The organism is Streptomyces sp. CBMA29, assembly GCF_014596445.1.
GTDB lineage: Bacteria > Actinomycetota > Actinomycetes > Streptomycetales > Streptomycetaceae > Actinacidiphila.
In genome coordinates this window covers 64,624-81,340 of record NZ_MECL01000126.1, presented here as the reverse complement: position 1 = coordinate 81,340, position 16,717 = coordinate 64,624, and the positions used below count along the sequence as shown (strand labels likewise).

The window sequence follows — 16,717 nt, the reverse complement described above, 5'->3', positions numbered from 1 at the left end:
ACCGGCCTCGGCCTCGACATCGTCCGCCGCGTCGCCGAATCCACCGGCGGTGACCTCGCCGTCGGCCGCAGCGTCCTCGGCGGCGCCGAGATCCGCCTCTGGCTCGCCCTCTCCCCCCCCACCTCCCCCCCCCACCCCCCCCCCCCCCCCCCCCCCCCCCCCCCCCACCCCCCCCCCCCCCCCCCCCCCCCCCCCCCCCCCCCCCCCTCTTCCGATCTCCGCGCCGCCCGCCACAGCGTCCAGGCCACCGGGAGCAGTATCACCGCGCCGGTCTGCTTGGTCAGGGCCGCGCCCGCCACGGCCACGCCCGCCAGTCCCCAGCGGGACCGGTCGGCGCACCAGACGGCGGCGGCCGTCCACGGGAGTATGAAGACCTCGAAGGTGGCCGCCAGGCTGTCCTCGGGGGCGAGGCCGACCGACAGCAGCAGGTAGCCCGCGCCCGCCGTCGCCCCCGAGCGGTCGCCCCAGCGGCGGCGGGCGATCGCGGCCAGCAGCAGCGCGGTCGCCAGGTGCGCCAGCAGCGCGGCCGTGCGCGGCGGCCACAGCGAGCCGTCGCCGAAGACCGCGAAGAGCCCCTGGTACAGCCACGGCAGCAGTGGCGGCTTGCGGTCGACCACCGTGTCGTACAGCACCCCGCCGTGCGCCAGCAGCCGCGCCTGGACGGCCAGATAGCCCTCGTCGGGATTCCAGACCGGGCGGGCGAAGGACGGCAGGCGCAGCAGGACGGTGAGCACCGCGAGCAGCGCGGCCAGCCACGACCGGTAGCGCCGGTCGCGGCGGCCGGGGGCGACCGCGGGCACGGCCACCGGTACGGCCGGCCGCGCCGCCGGTACCGTGCTCGTCGGCTGCACCTAGCGCCCGCGGCCCAGCCTGCTGTGGGAGCGGCCGTAGCCGAAGTAGATGACGAAGCCGATCACCATCCATCCGGCGAACCGGAGCCAGGTCTCCACGCTGAGGTTGAGCATCAGCCACAGGGACGCGCACACCGAGGCCACCGGCAGGACGGGGACCCAGGGGGCGCGGAAGGCGCGCGGCAGGTCGGGGCGCGTGCGGCGGAGCACGACGACGCCGATGGCGACGACGACGAACGCGAAGAGCGTCCCGACGTTGACCATCTCCTCCAGCTCGCCGACGGTGAAGAATCCGGCGATCAGCGCGACGATCACGCCGAGCAGCACCGTGGTGCGGTAGGGAGTGCCGAACTTCGGGTGCACCTGGGAGAAGGCGCGCGGCAGCAGCCCGTCGCGGCTCATCGCGAAGAACACCCGGGTCTGGCCCATCAGCAGGATCATCACCACGGAGGTCAGGCCGACGGCCGCGCCGAAGCTGATCAGGCCGGACCAGAAGGGCGCGCCGACGGACTTGAAGGCGGACGCCAGCGGTGCGGTGGTGTCCAGCTCCGAGTACTTCTGCATGCCGGTGACGACGAGCGAGACCGCCACGTACAGCACGGTGCAGATCACCAGCGAGCCGAGGATGCCGCGCGGCATGTCCCGCTGCGGCTTCTTGGTCTCCTCGGCGGCGGTGGCGACGATGTCGAAGCCGATGAAGGCGAAGAAGACCACGGCGGCGGCGGAGAAGACGCCCATCACGCCGAACGATGACGGGGTGAACCCGAAGATGATCTGCACCAGCGGCGCGTGCAGGTCGGAGCCGCTGCCGGTGTTGGCCTTCGACCCCGGCAGGAACGGGTGGTAGTTGCTGCCGGTGATGAAGAACAGCCCGGCGAAGATCACCAGCAGCACCACGGTCACCTTGACGGCGACGATCAGTGTGGTGACCCGCGCGGACAGCTTCATTCCGGCCATCACGATGCCGGTGAGCACCAGCACGAGCACCGCGGCCAGCAGGTCGAAGCCGAAACCGCCGCCGTCGTGGGTGAGGACCTTGGGGATGTCGATGCCGAAGTGCGACAGCAGATTGGCCATGTAGCCGGACCAGCCGCCCGCCACCACGCCCGCGCCCAGCGCCAGTTCGAGGATCAGGTCCCAGCCGATGATCCAGGCGGGCAGTTCGCCGATGGAGGCGTAGCTGAAGGTGTACGCCGATCCGGCGACCGGCACGGTCGAGGCGAATTCGGCGTAGCAGAGCCCGGCGAGGCCGCAGACGATCGCGGAGACGACGAAGGCGAGCGCGACGGCGGGCCCCGCGTAGTCCTTGGCGACCGAGCCGGTGACCACGAAGATGCCGGTGCCGACGATGACGCCGACCCCGTAGACGATCAGGTCGAGCGCGGACAGCTCCTTGCGCAGGCCGTGTTCCGGATCCTCGGTGTCCGCGATCGACTGTTCGATGCTCTTGGTACGGAACACCCCCCGGGGTCGGGGGGCCGTGTCGTCACGCGTGTCGGTGTCCACCGTCACACCTCCAGATCGTCCGGCGGCCGGTCGGTTCGGCCGGTCGATTCCGTCGGTCGGCAGCCGCTACTGCGTTACTGCACTCCGGAGGTTCGTCTCACCCGAATAGGCGCGCCTACGCGTACGCCGATGGAAGAAGGGGTCCACCCGTATGGGTGGACCCCCGCGTCGTACGGGTGCGCCGCCGTGTCCCCGGCAAGGGGCGGGCGGGCGGGCGGGCGGTGGGATCAGTCGCGGGCGATCTCGCGCGCGTGGTCCGCGTCGTCCGCGAAACGGCCGTCGATGGTGGCGACCAGGCCAGTCACCTGGCGGGCGATGTCGGGCGCGGTGAGCCCGATATCGGCCATCACGTCCTTGCGGGAGCCGTGGTCGAGGAAGCGCTGCGGGATGCCGAAGTCGCGCAGCGGCACGTCCACCTCCGCGTCGCGCAGCGCCTGCGCGACGGCGGAACCGACGCCGCCGACCCGCCCGTTGTCCTCGACGGTGACCACGACGCGGTGCTTGGCGGCCAGGCCGGGCAGCGCCTCGTCCACCGGCTTGACCCAGCGCGGGTCGACCACGGTGGTGGTGATGCCCTGGGCGTCCAGCAGCCCGGCGATCTCCAGGCACATCGGCGCGAGGGCGCCGACCGAGACCAGCAGGACGTCGGGGCGCTCGCCCTCGGACGGCTCGCGCAGCACGTCCATGCCGCCGATCCGGCCGACGGCGGCGACGGCCGGGCCGACCGCGCCCTTGGAGTAGCGCACCACGGTCGGCGCGTCGTCCACCGCGACGGCCTCGCGGAGCTGGGCGCGTACCTGGTCGGCGTCGCGCGGGGCGGCGATCCGCAGTCCTGGCACGACCTGGAGGATCGACATGTCCCACATGCCGTTGTGCGAGGCGCCGTCGCTGCCGGTGACGCCCGCCCGGTCCAGGACGAAGGTGACACCGCACTTGTGCAGGGCCACGTCCATCAGGACCTGGTCGAAGGCGCGGTTGAGGAAGGTCGCGTAGACCGCGAAGACCGGGTGCAGGCCGCCGGTCGCCAGGCCCGCGGCCGAGGTCGCGCCGTGCTGTTCCGCGATGCCGACGTCGTAGACCCGGTCGGGGAACGCCTTGGCGAACTTCTCCAGGCCGACCGGCTGGAGCATCGCGGCGGTGATGGCGACGATGTCGTCCCGCTCCTTGCCGAGCGCGACCATCTCGTCACCGAAGACGGACGTCCAGTCGGCGCCCGCGGCGGCGACCGGCAGACCGGTGTCGGGGTGGATCGGGCCGATGCCGTGGAAGCGGTCGGCCTCGTCCTGCTCGGCGGGCTTGTAGCCGCGGCCCTTCTCGGTGATGCAGTGCACGATGACCGGGCCGCCGAACCGCTTGGCGCGCAGCAGCGCGGACTCCAGCGCCTCCACGTCGTGGCCGTCGATCGGGCCGACGTACTTCAGGCCAAGGTCCTCGAACATGCCCTGCGGGGCGATGAAGTCCTTCAGGCCCTTCTTCGCGCCGTGCAGCGTCTCGTAGAGCGGCTGGCCGATCAGCGGGGTGCGCTCCAGGAGGTCCTTGGTGCGGGACAGGAAGCGCTCGTAGCCGTCGGTGGTGCGCAGGGTCGCCAGGTGGTCCGCGAGGCCGCCGATGGTCGGCGCGTAGGACCGCTCGTTGTCGTTGACGACGATGATCAGCGGGCGGTCCTGGGCGGCGGCGATGTTGTTCAGCGCCTCCCAGGCCATGCCGCCGGTGAGCGCGCCGTCGCCGATCACCGCGACCACGTGGTCGGCGCGGCCCAGCACCTCGTTGGCCTTGGCGAGTCCGTCGGCCCAGCCGAGGACGGTGGAGGCGTGGCTGTTCTCGATCACGTCGTGCTCGGACTCGGCGCGCGACGGGTAGCCGGACAGGCCGCCCTTGCTCTTGAGCTTCGCGAAGTCCTTGCGTCCGGTGAGCAGTTTGTGCACGTACGCCTGGTGGCCGGTGTCGAAGAGGATCCGGTCGACGGGCGAGTGGAAGGTGCGGTGCAGGGCGATGGTCAGCTCGACCACACCGAGGTTGGGGCCGAGGTGCCCGCCGGTCTTGGACACCGCGTCGACGAGGAAGGTACGGATCTCGCCCGCCAGCTCCACGAGCTGCTGCTGGGTGAGCCGGTCGAGGTCGCGCGGTCCGTTGATACGGGTCAGCACTGCCACCCGTTCCTCCCTCTGCTGCCTGTCGGTACCGGTCGGCACCTGTCGACTGTCTGTCCCACGGTTTGCCGACGTGGCTGTCGATGTCGTCAATGTTGTCGACGGGGTTGTCGACGTGGTTGTCGACGGGGATGTCGGCACGGCCGGATCTCTTCGATACGGCCGATCCGACGAGTCTAATCTTCCGGTTCCAAGGCTGTCGGCCGCCCTGTGCGATGTATGTCACGGCACGGCAACGGCGAACCGCCGGGCGGACCTGGATTTCCAGGTCCGCCCGGCGGTTCGAGGTGCTGCCGCGGTGCGCGTGTCCGCCCGCGCTGTTACGAGCCGTTACGCGCGCCGCCGTCGTACGCGGTGCCGCTACGCGCGGCCGGAGGTCTTCTGCGTACGGCGCGAGACCGAGTCGATGACCACGGCGGCGAGCAGAACGGCGCCGGTGATCATGTACTGGATCGAGGTGTTCATGTTCAGCAGGTCGAGTCCGGTCTGGATGGACTGGATGACCAGCATGCCGAGCAGCGCCGACCAGACGTTGCCGCGACCGCCGAACAGGCTGGTGCCGCCGATGACCGCGGCGGCGATGGCCAGCATCAGCAGGTTGCCGGTACCTGCGGCGAGCGTCGCGGTGTAGGTCTGGGCGGCCAGGAAGAGACCGCCGATGGCGGCGAAGCCACCGGAGATCGCGAAGACCGCGATCCGGATCAGCGCCACGTTGATACCGGCGCGGCGGGCGGCCTCGATGCTGCCGCCGACCGCGAAGACCTTGCGGCCGAAGGGCGTGCGGCGCAGGACGAAGTCGCAGATCACCAGGGCGACCAGGAAGATCACCAGGGCGTTCGGCACACCGGCGGTCTTGTTCAGCACGTACGCGGCCACGTAGGCCACCACGGCCAGGGCGGCGGCGCGCAGCACGATCTCGCTGGTGGGGCGGAACGGGACGCCCGCCTTGCGGCGGCGGGTCTGCTCGACCAGCGAACCGGCGAGCAGCGCGACGACGCCGACGGTCGCCAGGATGTAGGCGCCTGCGATGTCCTGGTCCATGAAGAAGGAGCGCTGGCCCAGGATGTGCATCGGGCCCTTGTCCTGGATGGACAGCGAGCCGGTGGAGCCGAGCAGCCACAGCATCAGGCCGTTCCAGCCGAGGTTGCCCGCGAGGGTGACCACGAAGGCGGGGACGCCGATCTTGGCGAAGAAGAAGCCGTGGATCGCGCCGATGCCGATGCCGGTGAGCACCGTGAGGATCATCGCCAGCCACATGTTCATGCCGTGTGTGGTGGAGAAGATCGCGAAGATCGCGGCCGACAGACCGCTGACCGAGGCGACCGACAGGTCGATCTCACCGAGCAGCAGCACGAAGACCAGGCCGACCGCGATCATGCCGGTGGCGGCCAGGAAGTAGCTGATGTTGACCATGTTGGTCGAGCTGAGGAACAGGCTGTCCTTCACCTGGAACACGGTCCAGATGATGATCAGACCGACGATGACGGGCAGCGAGCCCAGTTCACCGCCCTTGAGCTTGCGCTGGAATTCGGTGAGGTAGCCCTTGAAGCCCTCTTGCCGGACCAGCAGCCGCGGGTCGATGACCTCGACCGCGGGCGGTGCCATTTCGTCGGCAGGAACGGCCGGCGGCTCCTCGTCGGCCTTCGACAGGGTGGTCTTGTCGCTCACTTCGCCGCCTCCACGTTGCGCGACTGACGGCGGGTCACGGCGTTGTCCGTGGCTCCGGTGATGGCCGCGATGATCTGCTCGTTCGTGGTGCCCTTGACCGGGAAGGACCCGTTGTTCCTGCCCAGGCGCAGCACGTGGACGGTGTCCGCGACCGCCGTCACGTCAGCCATGTTGTGGCTGATCAGAATCACGCCGAGGCCGCGCTCGCGCAGCCGCTCGACCAGGTCGAGGACCTGGGCGGTCTGTTCGACGCCGAGGGCGGCGGTGGGCTCGTCGAGGATGACGACCTTGGGCTCGCCGATCAGGGCGCGGGCGATGGCCACGACCTGCCGCTGACCGCCGGAGAGGCTGGCGATCGGGATCCGCACGCTGGGGATCCTGATGGACAGCGTGTTGAGCAGTTCGCGCGCGCGCCTTTCCATCGTGACCTCGTCGAGCACTCCGACCCGGAGGATCTCCCGTCCGAGGTAGAGGTTGCCGACCACGTCGAGGTTGTCGCAGAGCGCGAGGTCCTGGTACGTGGTGGCGATGCCGAGGCTCTGGGCGTCCTGCGGCCGGTTGATACTGACCGCCTTGCCCTCCCATTCGATGACGCCTTCGTCGATGGGGTGCACACCGGCGATCGTCTTGACCAGTGTGGACTTACCGGCTCCGTTGTCGCCCACCAGGGCGACAACCTCTCCGGCGTGGACCTCCAACTCGACATCGGTGAGGGCCTGAACCGCACCGAATCGCTTGGAGACTCCGCGCAACGCCAGCACGGGCGTAGCGGACACGTGAACCATCTCCTTCGCCGCCTGACCGGCGGGGATACCGCGTACTGGGGGGACAGCCGCGGGGGACGTGCAATAAAGCACTGGGATGACATCAGTCAACGGGGAACGGGCTCATACCCCTTCCCCGAACGCTCTACCCCGGAAGCGTTTCCGTCCGGTGCCCCGCCCCGGCAGCGGGGTGGAATGGTGGGGCGGGGCACCGGACAGGTCTTTCGGGGGCGGGCCGAGGCCCTGGGTACTACTGAATGCCCGCGTCCTTGCACGCCTGGGCGAACTCGGCGGTGCAGATCTGGGCCACGGTGTACAGCTTGTCCTTGATGACCGTGTCCTTGATGTTCTCCTTGGTCACCGCGACGGCGCCGATGAGGTGGGCGGGGACCGTCTGGCCCGAGCCGCTCTTGGCGGTGGTGTCGGCGACGTCCTTGAAGTCCTTGCCCTCGAGCAGCGCGACCGCGATCTGCGCGGTGGCGTCGGCCTCCGGCTGGTACGCCTTGTAGATCGTCGCGGCCTGGGTGCCCGCGAGGATCCGCTGGATGCCGGGCAGTTCGGCGTCCTGGCCGGTCAGCGGCGGGTTGATACCGGCGCCCTTGAGGGCGGTGGCGATACCGCCGGCCATGCCGTCGTTGGCCGAGTAGACGCCCTTGATGTTGGCCTTGCCGAGCTGGGTGATCGCCGCGGTGACCTTCTGGTTGGCGACGGTGTCCTTCCACAGACCCGACTGCTCGTAGGCGATGTCCACCTTGCCGTCGAGGATCTTGTGGGCACCGGCCTTGAAGGAGGCGGCGTTCGGGTCGGCCGGGTCGCCGTCGATCATGACGATCTTCGAGGTCGGCTTGGCGTCGGCGCCCATGGCGTCGATCAGCGCCTGGCCCTGGAGCTCGCCGATCTTCTCGTTGTCGTAGGACACGTAGGCGTCGACCGGGCCCTGCGCGAGGCGGTCGTACGCGACGACCTTGATGCCCTTGTCCTTGGCCGCCTGGACCGAGGACTGGATGCCGACCGAGTCCTGGGCGTCCAGGATGAGGACCTTGACACCCTTGGCGATCATGCTGCTGACCTGCTGCGTCTGCTTGGTGGGGTCACCGGCGGCGTTCGCGTAGTCGACCTTGCAGTCGGAGCACAGCTCCTTGATCTTCGCCTCGATCAGGGGCCGGTCGAACTTCTCGTACCGGGTGGTCGCGTTCTCCGGGAGCAGCAGACCGATGGTCTTGTCCTTGCTGCTGTCGGACGACTTGTCGCCCGCCTTGCCACAAGCGGCCATCGTGAGCGCGATCGAAACAGCGACCGTCCCGACGGCGATTCGACGCGTCATTGCGTTCATGTGAGGTTGCCTCCCTGACAGGGCCGCAACACCGCGGCCGAGGTGGTCGTGAGTCAACTCCGGCTGACGCCATGCCGTCAAGAAGTAAACACTTAACGAGATGGCAACGACCCGTTTCGTTAGCTGTGTGAACGCTCAGTTATGCCGAAAAGGCGGGTGTATCAACCGGGGCATTTCCATCCAACAGTGTAGAATCGCCCATCTCGCTCAACACCAGGGCAAGTGCCCCCAAAACCTCCGCACGGGCACCCAGCGACCCAGGTACCACGGACAGCCGTTGGGCGGCGCTGGGGATCGCGTACCGCGACACGGACTCCCTTATCGGGCCGAGCACCAGCTCCCCCGCCTCGGCCAAGTCCCCGCCCAGCACGACCCTGCTGGGGTTCAAGAGGTTGCAGAGACTGGCGACGCCCATGCCTATGTGGCGGCCCACGTCACCGATCACGCGACGGCAGCCGGGATCGCCCTCGCGCGCGAGCTGCACCATCTTCGGGACCGTTAGGCCATCTCCGTGGCTGCCGCGCAGGAGTTCGAGCACATAGCGCGCGGCGGTGAAGGTCTCCAGGCAGCCGCGGTTGCCGCACCGGCACACCGGACCCGACTCGTCGAGGGTGATGTGGCCGATTTCACCCGCCGTGCCCCCCGGTCCGCGGTAGATCCTGCCGTCGATCACCAGGCCCGCGCCGACGCCGCTGGCGACCTTGATGTACGCCAGATCCTTCACGCCCCGACCGCCGCCCCAGACCAACTCGCCCAGTGCGCCCAGATTCGCGTCGTTGTCCACCTGGACCGGCACACCGAGCCGGTCGGTCAGCTCCTGGCGGGGGTTGATACCGCTCCAGCCGGGCAGGATCGCCGTCGAACCGAGCGTCCCGGACTCCACGTCGATCGGCCCCGGCACGCCCAGACCCACCCCGAGCACCTTGTCGGGGTTGATCCCGGTGGACTCCACCAGCCGCGCGACGAGTTGCTCGGCGCGGTCGAAACCCTGGGAGGCGGAGGCGTCCACGTCGATCGGCTCGGACTGCTCGGCCAGCACCTGATGGGCCAGATTGCCGACCGCGACCCGGAGATGCGAATGGCCGAAATCGACTCCTACGACGATCCCGGCGTCACCGGACAGCGCCACGCTGCGGGCCCGTCGACCACCCGAGGAGGTCGACGTCACCTGCACCGTGCCGTTGTCCCGCAGTTCGCGGACGATGTTGGAGACCGTCGCGGCCGACAGGCCGGTGCTGCGCGCGATCTCCGCCTGGGTGAGTGACCCGGCCAGCCGTACGGCACGCACGACGCGTTCCAGGTTGGCCCGGTGCAGCGACGACTGCGATCCCGGAGTCTCGACCACGACATCCACTCCTGCCCGGCAGCCGGAGCGTCCCGACTGCCCGCACGGACGGGGACCCGGACCGATGTCGTACCTGCCACATCGGTGAGACCCCGTCGTCTACAACATGTGAACTCTAAGTTGAGTGTTTGGGGTGATGTCCCGTCAAGGGGGAGAGCCACACCGTTATGCGAATCGGTCGCCAACGCCGAGGAGCGGCTCCGCGCCCTCGCGGAGCCGCTCCTCGCGGCGTACGGCCTGCTCAACGGCGCTTCGGGGCGCCGCCGTGGGCTACTTCAGGGTGCCCGCGGTGAGTCCGGCCTGGACCTGGCGCTGGAAGGACAGGTACACCACCAGCACCGGCAGCATCGCGATCACCATGCCGGCGAACAGCGCCGGGTAGTCGCCCGAGTACCCCTGCGACAGCGCGAGGTTCACCAGGCCCTGGGCCAGCATGGAGTGGTCCTTGTCGGTACTGGTCTGCGGCTGCATCAGCGTGACCGGCAGGATGTACTGATTCCACTGCCCGAGCACGTTGAAGATGCCGACGCTCAGCAGGCCGGGCTTGGCCATCGGCACCATCACCTGGAAGAACGTCCGGGTGTGCGAGGCGCCGTCGAGTACCGCCGCCTCATGGATGGCCGTTGGCAGCGTCTTGAAGAACGAGTGCATGAAGAACGTCGTGAACGGCAGCGAGTAGGCGACGTACACCAGGATCAGACCCTGGTACGTGTTCAGCATGCCGAGGTTCTTCACCATGAAGAACAGCGGGACCAGCGCGAGGAAGTACGGGAACATCGCGCCGCCGACGAACAGGAAGTAGATGAACCTGTTGCCGGGGAACTCGTACCGGGCCAGCACGTAGGCGACCATCGAGCCGAAGAGCATGGTCAGCGGCACCGAGAACACCATCACGATCACGGTGTTCAGGAAGAAGTCGCCGATGCCCTTGTCCCAGGCGCGGCCGAACGCGCCGAAGGTGAAGTGCGAGGGCCAGGACCACGCGCTGGAGCCGATCTCGCTGTTGTTCTTGAACGAGCTGAGGATGATCCATGCCAGTGGCAGGATGATCATGATCGCCCAGACCGCAAGGAAGCCGTGCGAGAAGACGTTGAGCACCCGGCCGCCGGCTCCGTCGTAGCCGGCCTCCTCCGCTCCCTTGCCCTTGCGCTTCTTGCCGGGCCCGCCCTGAGCGGGTACCTGGCCCAGCAGTCCGCCGGACTGCGCCTCGGTGATGGGTGAGGTCATGGTGCTTCCCCGCTCAGAACTCGATGCGGTCACGGCGGGAGACCCGCAGCGTGACAGCGGAAACGATCAAGGTGACCAGCATGATGATCACGCCCTGTGCGCAGGCGTAACCGCTCTTGCCGAAGGACAGGAAGTTGCGCATCAGGTAGGTCGCCATGACCTCGCTGTGGTGGTCGGGACCACCGCCGTAGCCGGTTCCGGGGGTCAGTCCGGAGACCAGGGCGAAGAAGTCCATCGCGAAGATCGAGATATAGACCCACGAGGTCTGCACGCTGTCCCACAGCAGCGGGAGGGTGACCTTGAAGAAGGTCTGCGAGCGGCCCGCGCCGTCGAGCAGCGCGGCCTCGTAGATGTCCTTGGGGATGGACTGCATCGCCGCGGAGAACAGCACGAGGTAGAAGCCGACGCCCGCCCAGACCTGGATCGCCAGCAGGCACCAGAGCACGAGGTTGGGGTCGTTCAGCCACTCGATGGGGTTGTTGGCGTCCACCAGGTGCACTTTCACCAGGACGCCGTTGAGCAGACCGGCCGAGTCACTGCGGTAGACCGCGCCGAAGAGCACGATCAGGATCGCGACCGACAGGACCTGCGGGAAGAAGTAGACGACCTTGTAGATCCCGGCGCCGCGGACGCCCTGGACGCCGCCGGCCGTGCTGCGACCGCCCACGTTCACCATGAAGGCGAAGAACAGCGCCAGCAGGATGGTGATCACCGGCAGGAAGATCAGCAGCAGGATGTTGTGCCACAACGCGGTCCTGAAGACGGAGTCGTGGAACAGGGTCGTGTAGTTGTCCAGGCCCACGAAGTTGAAGGTCTGGGACTCGCCCTTCCAGTCCGTGAGCGAGTAGCCAATCGTCTGGAGATACGGCCAGATCACGAACGTCACATACAGGACGATCGGGACGATGAGGAAGCCCACAATGAAGGGGTATTTGCGATGCTGCATGGATCCTGCTCCTGATCGAGGGGCTATGCCGGTGCGGGGGCCGGACGGATTCCGGCCCCCGCACCGCACGACGTCGCTGGGTCAGGCCTTCTTGGCCTTGACCGCGAGCGCCTTGGCCTTCGAGATCCACTGGGCGGGGGTGAGGCGCTTGGCCATCAGCTCACCGCTCAGGTTCTGCAGGGCGACATCGAACTCGCTGTTGGTGTTCGGGTAGTTGTAGTTGAACGTGTTCGCACCGGCAGCGGTCAGTGCGGTCACGGTCGACGCGGTACCCGGACGGAGCTGGACGTCGGAGCCGACGCCGTCCTTGAGGACGGTGAGGGAGTTGGCGGCGGCGGCGAACTTGCCGGAGCCCTCCTTCGTCAGCATCATGCGCAGGAACTCCAGGCCGCCGGCCTTGTTCTTGGCCTTCTCCGGGACGATGAACGGCTCGCCCGCGCCCGCCCGGATCGCCTCGAAGGGCAGCTTGTCACCCGTGAGCGACGGCATCGGCATGAACTTCATGTCGAAGTCGCTCGGGGTGGCCTTCATCTGCTCGTTCTCCAGCCAGGAGCCGCACGGGATGAAGGCGGCCTTGTACTGGTTCCACGCGGTCTGCGACTCGATGTGGGTCAGACCGTTGGTGCCGGGCAGCAGGTAGTTCTTGTCGACGATCTCGTAGACCGCCTCGATGCCCGCCTTGACGGCCGGGTCGTCCCAGGCCGTCGGGTCCATCGTGTCGATGCGCTTCTGGAGCTCCAGGCCGCCGTTCTTGGCGATGAGGTCCATGATCGCGACGTTGATGTAGTACGGGTACTTGCCCTGGTGACAGAAGGGCGCGATCTTCTCCTTCTTGATCTCCGCGGACAGGGACATGAAGTCGGCCCACGTCTTGGGCTCGGTCCAGCCCTTGTCCTTGAACAGCTTGCCGGAGTACCACAGGCCGAACACGGTGTAGATGTAGCTCAGCGAGTACATCTTGCCGTCGAGCGTGCCGGTCTCGATCGTGCCGGGCTGGAGCACGTCGCGGATCTTCTTGCTCGGGTCGTCGATGTAGGGCGCGTCGAGCAGCGGGGTGAGGTCCGCGAGCTGACCGCTCTTCTGCAGGACGTCCAGCTTGATCTGCTGGGCGCCCGAGTCGTCGATGACGTCCGGCGGGCTGCCGGCGTTGAAGCGCGGCTGGAGCTTGCCGGCGATGTCCTGCGTGGGCAGAACGCTGGACTTGGAGCCCGGGTGCTTGGACTCGTACAGCTTGCCGAGCGCGGTGGCGTAGTCGTGGCCGTAACCACCGTCGAAGATGACGATGTCGAGGGCCGTGGAGTCGTTCACGCCGAAGGGGTTGTCCTTCGAGGCCGCAGTCGCGCTCTTGGTGGGCTTGTCGCTACTGCTGTCACCGCCGCTGGACGCGCAGGCGCTCAGCAGACCGGCCGACGGAATGGCTACGAGGCCAAGCGCCGCGGAACGCTTGACCAGATCCCGGCGGTTCATTTCGGATCCCATGCTCAAGTCCTCGCTCTCATCAGGACTCATGCGGTGCAGCGGAATCCGCCGACGACCGCGAACAGTTGAAGCTTGAGTGATGCCGTGCATCCATCGAGGAGGGGTACGTCACCGTAGGCCGCCGGGTGTTTCGCCCGACGCTCCCCCCCGCCCCGCCCCGCTGTGAGCGGGTTCCTTGGACGCCGACAGGTATAGTCCACTTGCAGTCGGCAGGGCAAGATCGAATGAGGGTTTGGGCGGCAAGCTTTCCCGAGTTGAGACCTCCGCGAAACGTGGGATGTCTCACCGGTCCCGAGCGCGCCGGATCTTGTATTCACTAGTCAACACGACTGTCACGGAAGTGCGTTCAAGTAGTGAAGACCGAGCCGGTCTGCATGTACGGACATAAGCGGACGGGCCGCACCCCCCTGAGGGGAACGCGGCCCGCCTGCGGTTTCTTCTACGTATCCGCCGTAGCGGAACGTCACTTGATCGTTACTTGCGGATCAGCGACCGCAACACGTACTGCATGATGCCGCCGTTGCGGTAGTAGTCGGCCTCTCCGGGGGTGTCGATCCGGACAACGGCGTCGAACTCCACACCGGTGTCGGTGGTGACCTTCACCGTGCGCGGGGTCGTGCCGTCGTTCAGCTCGGTCACGCCGGAGACGGCGAACGTCTCCTCGCCCGTGAGCCCCAGGGAGGCCGCGGAGGCGCCCTCGGGGTACTGGAGCGGCAGCACGCCCATACCGATCAGGTTGGAGCGGTGGATGCGCTCGTAGGACTCCGCGACGACCGCCTTGACGCCGAGCAGCGCGGTGCCCTTGGCCGCCCAGTCGCGGGACGAGCCGGAGCCGTACTCCTTGCCCGCCAGGACGACCAGCGGGACGCCCTGCTCGATGTAGTTGCGCGAGGCGTCGTAGATGAAGGCGACCGGGCCGTCCGCCTGGGTGAAGTCGCGGGTGTAACCGCCCTCGGTGCCCGGTGCGATCTGGTTGCGCAGCCGGATGTTGGCGAAGGTGCCGCGGATCATGACCTCGTGGTTGCCGCGGCGCGAGCCGTAGCTGTTGAAGTCGCGGCGGTCGACGCCGTGTCCGGTGAGGTACGTGCCCGCCGGGGTGTCGGCCTTGATCGCGCCGGCCGGGGAGATGTGGTCGGTGGTGACCGAGTCGCCGAGCTTGGCCAGGACGCGGGCGTCCTCGATGTCGGTGACCGGGGTGGTCTCCATCGTCATGCCCTCGAAGTACGGGGGCTTGCGGACGTAGGTGGACTGCGGGTCCCACTCGAAGGTGTCACCGGTCGGGATCGACAGCGCCTGCCACTGCGCGTCGCCCGCGAAGACGTCACGGTAGGACTCGTTGAACATGTCCTGGCCGATCGCGGACGCGACCACGTCGTTGACCTCGGCCTCGGTCGGCCAGATGTCCTGGAGGCGGACCGGCTTGCCGTCGGTGTCGGTGCCGAGGACGTCCTCGGTGATGTTCACCTTCATCGAGCCCGCGATGGCGTACGCGACGACCAGCGGCGGCGACGCCAGGTAGTTCATCTTGACGTCCGGGTTGATCCGGCCCTCGAAGTTGCGGTTGCCCGAGAGCACCGCGGCGACCGCGAGGTCCGCCTCGTTGACCGCCTTGGAGACCTCCTCGGGCAGCGGGCCCGAGTTGCCGATGCAGGTCGTGCAGCCGTAACCGACCAGGTTGAAGCCGAGCTTGTCCAGGTACGGGGTCAGGCCCGCCTTGTCGAAGTAGTCCGTGACGACCTTGGAGCCGGGCGCCAGCGTCGTCTTCACCCACGGCTTGCGGGTCAGACCGCGCTCGACCGCCTTCTTGGCGACCAGGGCGGCGGCGACCATCACGTACGGGTTCGAGGTGTTGGTGCAGGAGGTGATCGCGGCGACGGTGACGGCGCCGTGGTCGATCTCGTACGTGCTCCCGTCGGGGGCGGTCACCACGGTCGGCTTGGTCGGCACGCCGTTGTGGGTCGCCGGGGAGTCGGAGGCCGGGAAGGACTCCTTGCCCGCCTCCTCGTCGTCGGTCACGTAATTGCGCACGTCACGGGCGAACTGCTGGGAGGCGTTCGCCAGGACGATACGGTCCTGCGGGCGCTTGGGCCCGGCGATCGACGGGACGACGGTGGCGAGGTCCAGTTCCAGCTTCTCGGAGAAGTCCGGCTCGGCGGCCGGGTCGAGCCACAGGCCCTGCTCCTTGGCGTACGCCTCGACCAGCGCGACCTGCTGCGCGTCCCGGCCGGTCAGCCGCAGGTACTTCAGCGTCTCCTCGTCGATCGGGAAGATCGCCGCGGTGGAGCCGAACTCCGGCGACATGTTGCCGATGGTGGCGCGGTTGGCCAGCGACGTGGCGCCGACGCCCTCGCCGTAGAACTCCACGAATTTGCCGACCACGCCGTGCTTGCGCAGCATCTCGGTGATGGTCAGGACCAGGTCGGTGGCGGTGGTGCCGGTGGGCAGCTCGCCGGTCAGCTTGAAGCCGACGACCCGCGGGATCAGCATGGAGACCGGCTGGCCGAGCATCGCGGCCTCGGCCTCGATGCCGCCGACGCCCCAGCCGAGCACGCCGAGGCCGTTGACCATGGTGGTGTGCGAGTCGGTGCCGACCAGGGTGTCCGGGTACGCCTGGCCGCCGCGGACCATGACGGTACGGGCCAGGTGCTCGATGTTCACCTGGTGAACGATGCCGGTGCCGGGCGGGACGACCTTGAACTCGTCGAACGCGGTCTGGCCCCAGCGCAGGAACTGGTAGCGCTCCTTGTTGCGGCCGTACTCCAGCTCCACGTTCTGCGCGAACGAGTCGGCGGTGCCGAAGCGGTCGGCGATCACCGAGTGGTCGATGACCAGCTCGGCCGGGGCGAGCGGGTTGATCCGGGCGGCGTCGCCGCCGAGCTCCTTGACGGCCTCGCGCATGGTGGCCAGGTCCACCACGCAGGGCACACCCGTGAAGTCCTGCATGATCACGCGGGCCGGCGTGAACTGGATCTCCTGGCTCGGCTGGGCCTGGGAGTCCCAGCCGCCCAGCGCCCGGATGTGGTCGGCGGTGATGTTCGCGCCGTCCTCGGTACGCAGCAGGTTCTCCAGCAGCACCTTCAGGCTGTACGGCAGCCGGGCCGCGCCCGCCACCTTGTCCAGCCGGAAGATCTCGTACGACTCGTCGCCCACGCGCAGCGTGCTGCGGGCGTCGAAGCTGTTCGCCGACACGACAGTCTCCTTCATGCGTCGTCTTGCGTCATTGCGCGCGTACCACCGCGGTCCCCCGGCCCGGCCGCATGTCGGTGACATGCCCGCCGGCCGGTCCGCTAAGGTGGGGCCTAGTTAGGTAACCCTTACCTCATGCGGTGCGGTCGTCGTACGCCTCAGCAGATATCTCGATGTCGAGATAACTCTAGTACATGACCGCCGCTGGGTCATGCCCGGCCCGCCCGAGGACGGCGGCGTGGCGCGCGCCGGGTCGGACCCA

The 16,717-nt window shown here is 68.2% G+C and carries 11 protein-coding genes; all 11 read right to left on the bottom strand.

Annotated elements, in window-relative coordinates:
- Window positions 1–851: glycosyltransferase family 39 protein (locus BGM09_RS38890; RefSeq protein ID WP_411158327.1), on the bottom strand; the 851-nt coding region annotated here is incomplete at its 3' end.
- Entirely contained in the window at window positions 852–2,357 is a 1,506-nt protein-coding gene (locus BGM09_RS18145; protein ID WP_188282661.1) for an amino acid permease, read from the bottom strand. It lies immediately after the preceding gene.
- Window positions 2,358–2,584: 227 nt separating this feature from the next.
- Window positions 2,585–4,510, bottom strand: a complete 1,926-nt coding sequence (dxs, locus tag BGM09_RS18140; RefSeq protein ID WP_188282660.1) for a 1-deoxy-D-xylulose-5-phosphate synthase — start codon at window positions 4,508–4,510, stop codon at window positions 2,585–2,587.
- A gap of 357 nt (window positions 4,511–4,867) precedes the next feature.
- The gene (locus BGM09_RS18135; RefSeq protein WP_317452760.1) at window positions 4,868–6,175 is read right to left on the bottom strand and encodes an ABC transporter permease subunit; all 1,308 of its coding nucleotides are present in this window, start codon (window positions 6,173–6,175) and stop codon (window positions 4,868–4,870) included.
- On the bottom strand, window positions 6,172–6,960 hold the full coding sequence (locus tag BGM09_RS18130) for an ATP-binding cassette domain-containing protein (protein ID WP_188282659.1): 789 nt from the start codon (window positions 6,958–6,960) through the stop codon (window positions 6,172–6,174). The genes BGM09_RS18135 and BGM09_RS18130 overlap by 4 nt, the downstream gene beginning before the upstream one ends.
- 229 nt (window positions 6,961–7,189) lie before the next feature.
- Entirely contained in the window at window positions 7,190–8,272 is a 1,083-nt protein-coding gene (locus tag BGM09_RS18125) for a sugar ABC transporter substrate-binding protein (protein WP_188282658.1), read from the bottom strand.
- Window positions 8,273–8,411: 139 nt separating this feature from the next.
- Complete coding sequence (locus BGM09_RS18120) at window positions 8,412–9,626, bottom strand: ROK family protein (protein WP_188282657.1); 1,215 nt, start codon at window positions 9,624–9,626, stop codon at window positions 8,412–8,414.
- A 261-nt stretch (window positions 9,627–9,887) separates the two neighbouring features.
- Window positions 9,888–10,844, bottom strand: a complete 957-nt coding sequence (locus BGM09_RS18115) for a carbohydrate ABC transporter permease (RefSeq protein ID WP_188282656.1) — start codon at window positions 10,842–10,844, stop codon at window positions 9,888–9,890.
- Between the two features lie 13 nt (window positions 10,845–10,857).
- Window positions 10,858–11,790: a carbohydrate ABC transporter permease gene (locus BGM09_RS18110; RefSeq protein ID WP_188282655.1), complete on the bottom strand. Its 933-nt coding sequence runs from the start codon at window positions 11,788–11,790 to the stop codon at window positions 10,858–10,860.
- Window positions 11,791–11,871: 81 nt separating this feature from the next.
- Window positions 11,872–13,269, bottom strand: coding sequence for an N-acetylglucosamine/diacetylchitobiose ABC transporter substrate-binding protein (gene ngcE / locus BGM09_RS18105; protein ID WP_188282654.1), 1,398 nt, complete (start codon window positions 13,267–13,269; stop codon window positions 11,872–11,874).
- Between the two features lie 474 nt (window positions 13,270–13,743).
- Window positions 13,744–16,458, bottom strand: a complete 2,715-nt coding sequence (gene acnA, locus BGM09_RS18100) for an aconitate hydratase AcnA (protein ID WP_317452759.1) — start codon at window positions 16,456–16,458, stop codon at window positions 13,744–13,746.
- Window positions 16,459–16,717 lie beyond the last annotated feature (259 nt).

Excerpts from the sequence above, each read along its gene's own strand:
- BGM09_RS18130 (WP_188282659.1), bottom strand. The coding sequence starts at position 6,960 with ATGGTTCACGTGTCCGCTACGCCCGTGCTGGCGTTGCGCGGAGTCTCC.
- BGM09_RS18125 (WP_188282658.1), bottom strand. The coding sequence starts at position 8,272 with ATGAACGCAATGACGCGTCGAATCGCCGTCGGGACGGTCGCTGTTTCG.
- BGM09_RS18115 (WP_188282656.1), bottom strand. The coding sequence starts at position 10,844 with ATGACCTCACCCATCACCGAGGCGCAGTCCGGCGGACTGCTGGGCCAG.
- BGM09_RS18110 (WP_188282655.1), bottom strand. The coding sequence starts at position 11,790 with ATGCAGCATCGCAAATACCCCTTCATTGTGGGCTTCCTCATCGTCCCG.
- ngcE (WP_188282654.1), bottom strand. The coding sequence starts at position 13,269 with ATGGGATCCGAAATGAACCGCCGGGATCTGGTCAAGCGTTCCGCGGCG.